This window comes from Deltaproteobacteria bacterium CG11_big_fil_rev_8_21_14_0_20_49_13 (assembly GCA_002796305.1).
Taxonomy (GTDB): Bacteria; UBA10199; UBA10199.
In genome coordinates, this window is the sequence record PCWZ01000089.1 from 1 (window position 1) to 8,598 (window position 8,598).

An 8,598-nucleotide genomic window follows, 5' to 3' on the forward strand; every position below is an offset into this window, starting at 1 on the left:
ATGAAATTATATAACATGGCAGTCGTCGGCGCCACGGGGCTTGTGGGGGAGCGGATGATAAAGGTCCTCGAGGAACGCAAGTTTCCCGTTGGAAGGCTCCTGCCGTTGGCGAGCGAGGCTTCGCACGGCAAAAAGATAAGGTTTCGCGGCGTGGAGATAACCGTGGAAAAGCTGCGCAAAGATTCTTTCAAAGATATCGACCTTGCGCTCTTTTCGGCAGGCGGGGATGTGAGCCTTGAATATGCGCCCATTGCCGCAAAGGCCGGAGCCATCGTCATAGATAACACCGCCGCGTTCAGGATGGATCCGGATGTGCCCTTGGTGGTGCCGGAGGTGAATGGCCATGTCATTGCGAGCCTGAAAGGCGAGGCAATCCCCTGTAAAAGAGATTGCCACGTCGCCCAAAGGGCTCCTCGCAATGACAAGAAAGGTTTCATAATAGCAAATCCCAACTGCTCGACCATCCAGCTCGTATGCGTCCTAAAACCGATCCACGATGCGGCGAAGATCAAGCGCGTTGTGGTCTCCACTTATCAGTCGGTTTCCGGCGCGGGAAAAGAGGCCCTTGAAAAGCTCGATGCCGGCGAAAGACCCTTTGCGTTCAACTGCATTCCGCAAATAGATGTCTTCACCGACAACGGTTATACAAAGGAAGAGATGAAGGTGGTGAACGAGACCAGAAAGATATTGGGCGACAGTTCCGTAAATGTTACCTGCACGGCCGTGCGCGTGCCGGTAAGGGTCAGCCACTCCGAATCCGTTAATATCGAAACCGAGAAAAAGCTCACCGCCGAGGACGCGCGAAATATCCTTAAGAATGCGCCCGGTGTCATTGTCATAGATGATCCTTCAAAAGGCAGATACCCGATGCCCGTTGATTGCGAAGACAGGGACGAGGCATTTGTTGGAAGGATAAGAGAGGATATCTCCATCCCCAATGGTATCGAGTGCTGGATAGTTTCCGACAATCTAAGAAAGGGCGCAGCCACCAACGCGGTACAGATCGCCGAACTTTTGGGGTCAGGCTTGACTTCTTGACTTTAGCTTAAAGTCAAGAAGTCAAGCCTGACCCCAAAAGGGCCATTGATATGAAAAGATTGTTCGCCATGTTCGTTTTTCTTCTTCTCTCTTCGCTGAGCGTCGTTGTCAACGCCTATCCAAATGAGGTGAAGGCAACGCTTAACTTAGGCCTGGGCTCTATCGTTACCGGTCTTGCCATCACAAGCAACAATAACGACCTCTTTGCATCCTATTCGGACGTCCTTAATGATATCGACCTTGGTCTTTGGGGCCTTGCGGCGAACCAGCCCCCGGCGCTAACTTCGGACGATGGGACCTCGGGAAATATAGAAGGGATAGTATACTCTCCTGATAATTCTTATATCTATGCGGTGCAGGATAACGGTCATATTCTCACGTTCTTTGTCAGCAATATCACCGCCACGCCGACCGTAACGAAGGTCACGGCTCTCGAAGGAAAAAAACTGGGCCCGGTTGCCATTGACACATCTTCTGCCGCTACGCTCTACATAGTTGATAATGCCAACAGCTTGGTCTATGTCTGGCAGGCCGGAAAGAGCGAATTGAACGCCACGGTCGATCTTAAATTGGCGCCGGACCTTACCAATGTAGCCACGGCCTTCAATGTTCTTGATATTCTCTTTGCCCCCGAAACGAACGAGGTATACGTTGCCACCGACGTGGGCATAGTGGCTTATTTTTCCACAGACAACATAGGCAATCCCAACGATTTCGTCCTTGATGATACCAAGGCGGCCGATATCGGGGCGCTGGCCGTAACCCCTAACGGATCAAAGATCTATGCCGCAACGGGTGCGCAGCTTCCCCCCTCTCCCGACGCCTATCCCACCATATATGTGGTTTCTACATCAACACATCAGGAAGTGGCAAGTCCGATGCAGCTGGTGAATAGCGAGAACACCGCCTTCACCAGCATGGTGACGATGAGCGTTCATGGAGGATTGGCGCCCGTTTACGGATTCGTCTCCGGAAGTAAAGGTGTTAGCGTCTTTAATACGACCAATAATCAGTTCATAGATGTGGATACATCTAACGCCTGCACCTCTACATGCGATCCCATTGCCACATCGAGCACCTCGGGACCCATGATAGCTTCAGGTGACAATTACATTTATCTTGCGGGGAGCGGCAACGTTCTCGTGATAACGGACAACCCGTGGATCGACATATCGGATATTTCCTATACCGATTCCACTGGAGCCGCGGCGACGGCGCTGCAGCAGGGCGGGAGCTGTGCCATGACCTTTCAGTCCGATACCACCGGCGACTACACGGTGATGGTCGGCGGTACGGTGGAAAAGACGGGGACGGGCGTTATCGATACTAACGGGGCTTCCGGCGGTTCGGTAACTGCTGATACGGACACTATTTTCACGTTCAATTATGACGACAACTCAAGCGCCTTTGAAGAGGGCGATAACACGGTCTATATCTTCGTGACCTCGAGCGACAACACGAACCTTAAAGGCCGCTCGGCCGACACGGTGACGGTAGATACGCCGCCGGGAGAAATAACCATAAGCTCCACAGGCTTTGGCAACGAGCGTGCCTATATAACCTTTGGCAGGCTTACCGCGAACGATATCAGCCATTATAATCTTTATTCGGACACCGACGCCACCGCCGTGCAGACAAAGACCGACGTCTCGGCCACGGTCTCGCAGGTAAGCGCCGGTTCTTCCGTTACGGGCCATATGGACGGCCTTACGAACGGCACCACATATTATCTGGCGGTTGAAGGGGTAGACGCCGGCGGTAACGTAGGCCCAAGGGCGTATCTTCTTAACGGGACCTCTGCGTCGGCCATGCCGCAGGAGACGGTCGGCCCCGCAGGACTTTCGGGGGAGACTGGGGGATGTGCGCTTGTGCGGACTAGGGGCGAGAGCCGATGGACGATGGACGAGGGACGATGGATGATGGGAGCGGTGATCATTCTGGGCCTTCTTGTCATTGCGAGCATCCGAAGGAGGCGTGGCAATCTCCAGAAAACAGGTGGTTACAGGAGATTGCTTCGTTTCACTCGCAATGACGTATTGTTGATTATTATGTTTTTTTTATCGTTTGGTATGCCTCTGTCTCATGCCGATGATAAAGCGGAAGATTCTCCAAAACCGGTCTGGTGGTCGATGGAGCTAAAGGTGGGCTTCTGGATGCCGACCGGCTCGACCACCAAAAAGTTCTTTAACAAGTGCTGCAACATTGTAACTACGGTCGAAGGCGGGCTTTTATACAAGGGGCGCTACGGCGCCGAGATCGGCGTCGGCGTCATGAGCAAGGACAGGCCCGCGCTCGGTGCCATTACAGGCGAGCCTTCGGGCGACACCTTCAATATGTTCCTGCTTCCGATGGAGACGAACGCCGTCTGGAGGATAGACTACGCCGAAAAACAGTGGGTCGTTCCTTACACAAAGTTCGGGTTCGATTATGTATATTACAGGGAAGGGGACAGAGGTAAGACGATAAACGGGCTCAAGACCGGACTGCACGGGATAGGCGGCGTTCAGATATATCTTCCGTTCGTTGACGGCGACAGCGACGCCATCAAGAAGATGTTCTTTACGATGGAGGCGCGTTACGGCTGGGTGAACAGTTTTGGCAAGAAGGGGCTGGACCTTTCCGGCATGACCTACAGCGCCGGCCTCCTCTTCGAATTCTGACCTTTTGGGGTCAGGCTTGACTTCTTGACTTTAGACTTTACATCGTAGATCTTTAACTATAAGCGGTAGCCGTTATGCCAAGAAAACCCAGGATCGAGTTTCCCGGTGCGCTGTATCATGTTTACAGCAGGGGTAACCAAAAGCAGAAGATATTTCTGGATGAATCCGATTTCAGCCTCTTCATTAAAAGGCTGGCCGAATATAAAAAAGAATACGGTTTTATGATTTATGCATATGTTCTGATGGATAATCATTTTCATCTTTTAATAGAGACGCGCGATATCGGCCTTTCAAAAATAATGCAGGGCCTGATCCAAAGTTATACTCAGTATTTTAATCTGAAATATAAAAAGGTCGGACATCTTTTTCAGGGCAGATACAAGGCGATATTATGCCAAAAGGATGAATATCTTTTAGAGCTGATCAGGTATTTGCATCTTAATCCCGTGCGGGCCGGTCTTGCGGAAAGTCCGGACGAATATCAATGGAGCGGTCACGCTGATTATTTAGTCGGAGCCGCCGGTTTTGTTGACATTGGGCCGGCGCTTGCAATTTTTGCCTCTAACCGAAAGATCGCGTTGGAGAAATATAAGAGATTTATCGCCGATGGGGCTGATATGTCTCAAAATGACAGGTTCTACGCTGTTGTCGACCAAAGATTTCTGGGTAGCGAAGAATTTGTAAAGGAGATCGGCACAATGCCCGCTGCTGATCCGGTCGATCCTAAAGAAATGGCCTGTGATTTTTGCAACGTCTGGAAAGTCGTGGAAAGACTATTTAACGTCACCAAGGCCGAGCTTTTAGGAAGCGGCCGGGCTGAAGAAATTGTATCGGCTAGGGCGGTCTTTGCAATTCTATGTGCGGATCTGGGAAAAAAGAATAAGGAGATAGCCCTGGAACTAAGACGGGATCCCGCCATGATCACAAGGCTGGTTAAAATGGGCAGGACTTCATTAAAGAAGAAGGCGGAGAAGGCGGCAGATTTGCTAAAGTCAAGAAGTCAAGCCTGACCCCAAATGAGAAACATCAAGCTAATAATTGAATATGACGGCTCGCGCTTTTCCGGCTGGCAGGTGCAGTTGCGCGTGCGTACCGTGCAGGAGCTCATCCAAAATGCGCTTAGAAAGATGGCCGGCGAGAAGGTGATGCTTCAGGGGGCGAGCCGCACCGACGCAGGAGTCCACGCGTTCGCGCAGGTCGGGAATTTCAGGACCGCCTCAAAGATCACCTGTCAAAGTTTTATGGACGGGCTCAATTCGCTGCTGCCGGACGATATTTCCATAAAAGATGCCTGCGAGGTCGCGCCGGATTTTCATGCAAAGAGAGATTCCAAGGGGAAGCATTACAGATATTTGATAATGACGGGCGCGGCGAGGCCGGCGATCATGAGGAATAGAGCATGGTTCATAAAAGGGGCAAAGCTCGATGCAACGACCATGCAAACAACGGCGCAGGCGCTCGTCGGCGAGCACGATTTCAGCGCCTTTTGCGCCAGCGGAGATACGAACAAGGGGAGGGTGAGAACTATCGAGAGCATTAAAGTTCATGTCATTGCGAGCCCCAAAGGGGCGCGGCAATCTCCTACATTTCTCGCGGGGGGTTGCTTTGCAACGCTCGCAATGACATCCGAGATCATAGCAATTGATATCATTGGCAATGGCTTTCTTAAATATATGGTGCGGAATATCGTGGGGACGCTGGTTGGATTTTGCCAGAGTCAAGAAGTCAAGCCTGACCCCAAAAGGATATTGGAGTCTAGGGATAGGAAAAAGGCCGGGGTCACTGCCCCGGCCTGTGGATTGTATCTGGTTGAGGTCTTCTATTAAACTGGCATTCCGTCGGATTTGTAGCCAAGGGCTGTTAATTTGGTCTCCCATGAATCCGGTAGGTCTGAATAGGAGCCGTTCTTGTTTTTCAGCTTTTCTATTTGGGTTGTTACTTTCTTTATCGCGTCTTCAAGGGCCTTTTTCTTCGTCGTTTGCTCTTCATCGGTTGCCTTATCCATCGCTGACTTCATGTCCGTGAGGATCGTACCGTTTATCCTGGCGAGGATAAGTTCCCGCCTCTTATTATTTACCTTCGTCTGCAGGTTCGCCTTTTCAGGGTTCGAACTGGAATATTTGTCGACCATATCCTGATATTCGTCGAGAAGGTCGAACGTTGTGCAGGCGGTTATCTTGTCCTTCAGCTGGTCCACCGTCTGTGCCGTGCTCACGCCCTTGCCGTGGCTGTCGAGCTTGAACTTGGTCTCCATAATCTCGTCGCTTGCGGCATCGCCGAAATTGGTCCCGAACTTGTATCCTGCGGCAAGGTCCGTCCCGCTTTCGGTATTGATGATAACGCCGGTCGCGTTCTTGTCGGTCACATAGACATTTTGCGTGCTTCCGCCGAGCTTGATCGTTGCGCCGGCGGGAACGTTCGTGAGCTTTATCACGACCCTTTCAGACGAATAGCTGCTGTTGCTCGCAACGGTGATGGTCCATATGTTGCCGTCCTTCTGGACGAAGGCGACGCCGCCAAGTTCAGGAGGAATGTCTATCTCATTCTTGCCGCTTGCATTGAGCTCGATGTAGTCCCCGTTTTCGGCCGAATTTTTAATGGTGGCATCTTTCTAGATTGATGTGGGGTCTTCCTTCTGCAGTTTCAGCAGCTCCTCAAGCTGGCTCTTGTCGTTCGTGCTTATTCCAAGGTTTTCTATCTCAACTGCGTAGTCATCGAACACGGTCTTGGGGGCGATGAGTATGTCGCCTTCCAGGCCGGTACCGTTCAAGGTCACGGCCTTTGTGCCTACGCCGTCCAGGTCCTTATTGAGCTCGCCGAGGTCGGTGACCGAATTATTGATGGTGAGCTTCGAATCACTGGAGAAATAGTCCCTTACCCTTACCCTGTAATATCTCGGTTCGCCGCCGTCGACCTTGACCGCAGTGAGAATTAGGTCGTTAGTTGTGCCGTCGCGCTGGCCTGTGACCATGTAGCCTTCTTCTCCCGCGCCTATCACGTCCATGATCACTTTTGAATCGGTTGCCCCGTCTTTTTTCGTGAGTACGAGCTCGTTCTCGCCGTCGGCGTTGACCTTCCAGCCCTCTGAACCAGCGAACCAGCTCTCGATGTCGCCGGGTGAGTCAGGGTCAAACACCGGCTCGCCGCCCTCTTCGCGGGCGGCCGGAATCGATGTTGTGTTCGTGGTATAACCTCTGTGTACAACGTCCTGCGCCCCGGGGCCTGCATCGATAATATCGGTCCCGTAAATGTCATAGATGTCGTCGTTCCCGTCTGCCCCAAGGTCGGCCGCACCGTATGTTCCCGCCACATTCACAAAGGGATCGGTGCTGGCATAACCATAGACGGAGTCTCCGCCGCCCATGCCGACTATCGCATCGTCACCGCCGGCGCCGCTTATATTGTCCGTTCCAAGCGTGCCGTATATCGTGTCATCACCCTTGCCGCCGATTATCACCATGCCGCCTTTTTTACCTGTGGCGGGGTCTAGGATGGCGACATGCGACATGTCTATCAGCATGTCATATTTGCTCTTGAGGCCGTTGATGCAGAGCTGATAGTCCCCTGTTGCGCCGTTCTTGAAGAGCTTGGTCTCTACCGTTCCGTCCTCGTGAGTTATCTCGAGCTCTATATCTTTTCCAACGTTTCTGCCCGTTATTTCAGTGACATCTTCGCCGGCCACATACCAGACCTTGGGCTTTATGTAACCGCCCTGGCCGTCGGATACCTTGTTATTCTCTACGAATATATCTCCGTCGATATCGGTCAGCTTTGTGGGGACCGTTTCACCGGGATTTAAGAGCCAGAAACCCTCTTCAAGGCTGTTCATGTCGATAAGGCTCTGCTGATTCGTGGCGCCTGCAGGAAGGACGGGCCCTAACCATTCCCCGGTCTTCAGGAAATAGTCGGTCGCCGCAAGGTCGGACATAAGGAGAGCCTTCGATTTTTCCAGCTCCGCCTTTTCGCCTACCGTAAGGTAGCTACTATAGCCTTCGGCCTCATCTATCTGTTTGACGGCCGCTTTGAGCTTTGCTTTCATCTCAAGCGCCGCTTCTGTGGACGGCCCCTCGGTCGCCTTAAAACTGATGTTTGAAATCGCCATAGTTTGCCTCTTTAAATATTTATGATGCCCCGTTTACCTTGCTGTCAAGACTGCTAGCGAGGTCCTCACCGCCATCGTCCTCTTCTTCTAGCCAGCTGCCGTTGTTCTTAAAGTTGAGTCCCGTTGCCAGGTCGTCGAAGGCCGACCTCATTTCATTGTAGCTTTCGCTGTAATAGTATCCGCCGAGATCATCCGACATTAGACCTGAATACGGGTCATCTTCCTCATTGGTCAGGTCGCCCAGCCTTTTTATTATATCGCTTTCAACATCACCAAGTCCGCTGGGGAAACCTTCCGGCGTATCTATATTATCAACGGATGTTGCATCAAGGTCTCCTATGTCTCCATCATCTTTTACGTTGGACACTGTATATTGTATCCTCTCTCCGTACCAGAAGTCATCGCCTTTGTTCTGCTCCACCTTTGTTCCGGGCTTTACCTTCTTGGTATTTTTTTCTACGGCGTTATCAACATATTTGTCGCCCGAACCGCCAAGATAGAGGAACGTGGGGGCGGAAGTTGACCTTGTCTTTGTCTCGCCGTCCTCTTTATATTCTTCCGTCCCAAGAGTTGCCTTGACGCTTATCGCTGTTACGGCATCATCATCGTTACTTTCTCTCCATGCAAGCGTAACTTCTTCGGCATAAAGGTCCCCGCCGCCTTTCTGAAAGACGGCGTTCCTTGAGGCTCCGCTTTGGCCCTTAAAGCCGTTCGAATAAAATCCGTTTATCTCGTCGCTACCGTCGTAGGGGTTTATCTCCTGCTGTTTTGAGGGATCGCCAAAGAGGGTGATGTTGT

Annotated in this window: 7 protein-coding genes and 1 pseudogene (1 of these 8 only partly in view); 4 read left to right on the forward strand and 4 right to left on the reverse strand. The window is 51.8% G+C overall.

The window, feature by feature from the left end; genetic code table 11:
* From COV46_08885 to COV46_08900, 4 genes are all read left to right on the forward strand, one after another.
* Entirely contained in the window at window positions 1-1,038 is a 1,038-nt protein-coding gene (locus COV46_08885; protein ID PIR16297.1) for an aspartate-semialdehyde dehydrogenase, read from the forward strand.
* A gap of 50 nt (window positions 1,039-1,088) precedes the next feature.
* Entirely contained in the window at window positions 1,089-3,698 is a 2,610-nt protein-coding gene (locus COV46_08890) for a hypothetical protein (GenBank protein ID PIR16298.1), read from the forward strand.
* Window positions 3,699-3,772: 74 nt separating this feature from the next.
* Entirely contained in the window at window positions 3,773-4,708 is a 936-nt protein-coding gene (locus COV46_08895; GenBank protein PIR16299.1) for a hypothetical protein, read from the forward strand.
* Window positions 4,709-4,714: 6 nt separating this feature from the next.
* Window positions 4,715-5,524, forward strand: a complete 810-nt coding sequence (locus tag COV46_08900; GenBank protein PIR16300.1) for a tRNA pseudouridine(38-40) synthase TruA — start codon at window positions 4,715-4,717, stop codon at window positions 5,522-5,524.
* On the opposite strand, the gene COV46_08905 is transcribed toward COV46_08900, so the two are convergent.
* From COV46_08905 to COV46_08920, 4 genes and pseudogenes are all read right to left on the reverse strand, one after another.
* Window positions 5,521-6,132: a hypothetical protein gene (locus tag COV46_08905; GenBank protein ID PIR16301.1), complete on the reverse strand. Its 612-nt coding sequence runs from the start codon at window positions 6,130-6,132 to the stop codon at window positions 5,521-5,523. The two genes, COV46_08900 and COV46_08905, sit on opposite strands and share 4 nt — an antisense overlap.
* 177 nt (window positions 6,133-6,309) lie before the next feature.
* Window positions 6,310-7,800, reverse strand: a complete 1,491-nt coding sequence (locus COV46_08910; protein ID PIR16302.1) for a hypothetical protein — start codon at window positions 7,798-7,800, stop codon at window positions 6,310-6,312.
* 19 nt (window positions 7,801-7,819) lie between these two features.
* On the reverse strand, window positions 7,820-8,167 hold the full coding sequence (locus COV46_08915) for a hypothetical protein (protein PIR16303.1): 348 nt from the start codon (window positions 8,165-8,167) through the stop codon (window positions 7,820-7,822).
* A 370-nt stretch (window positions 8,168-8,537) separates the two neighbouring features.
* A pseudogene (locus COV46_08920) lies at window positions 8,538-8,598 on the reverse strand (hypothetical protein) (it continues 1,538 nt past the right edge of the window).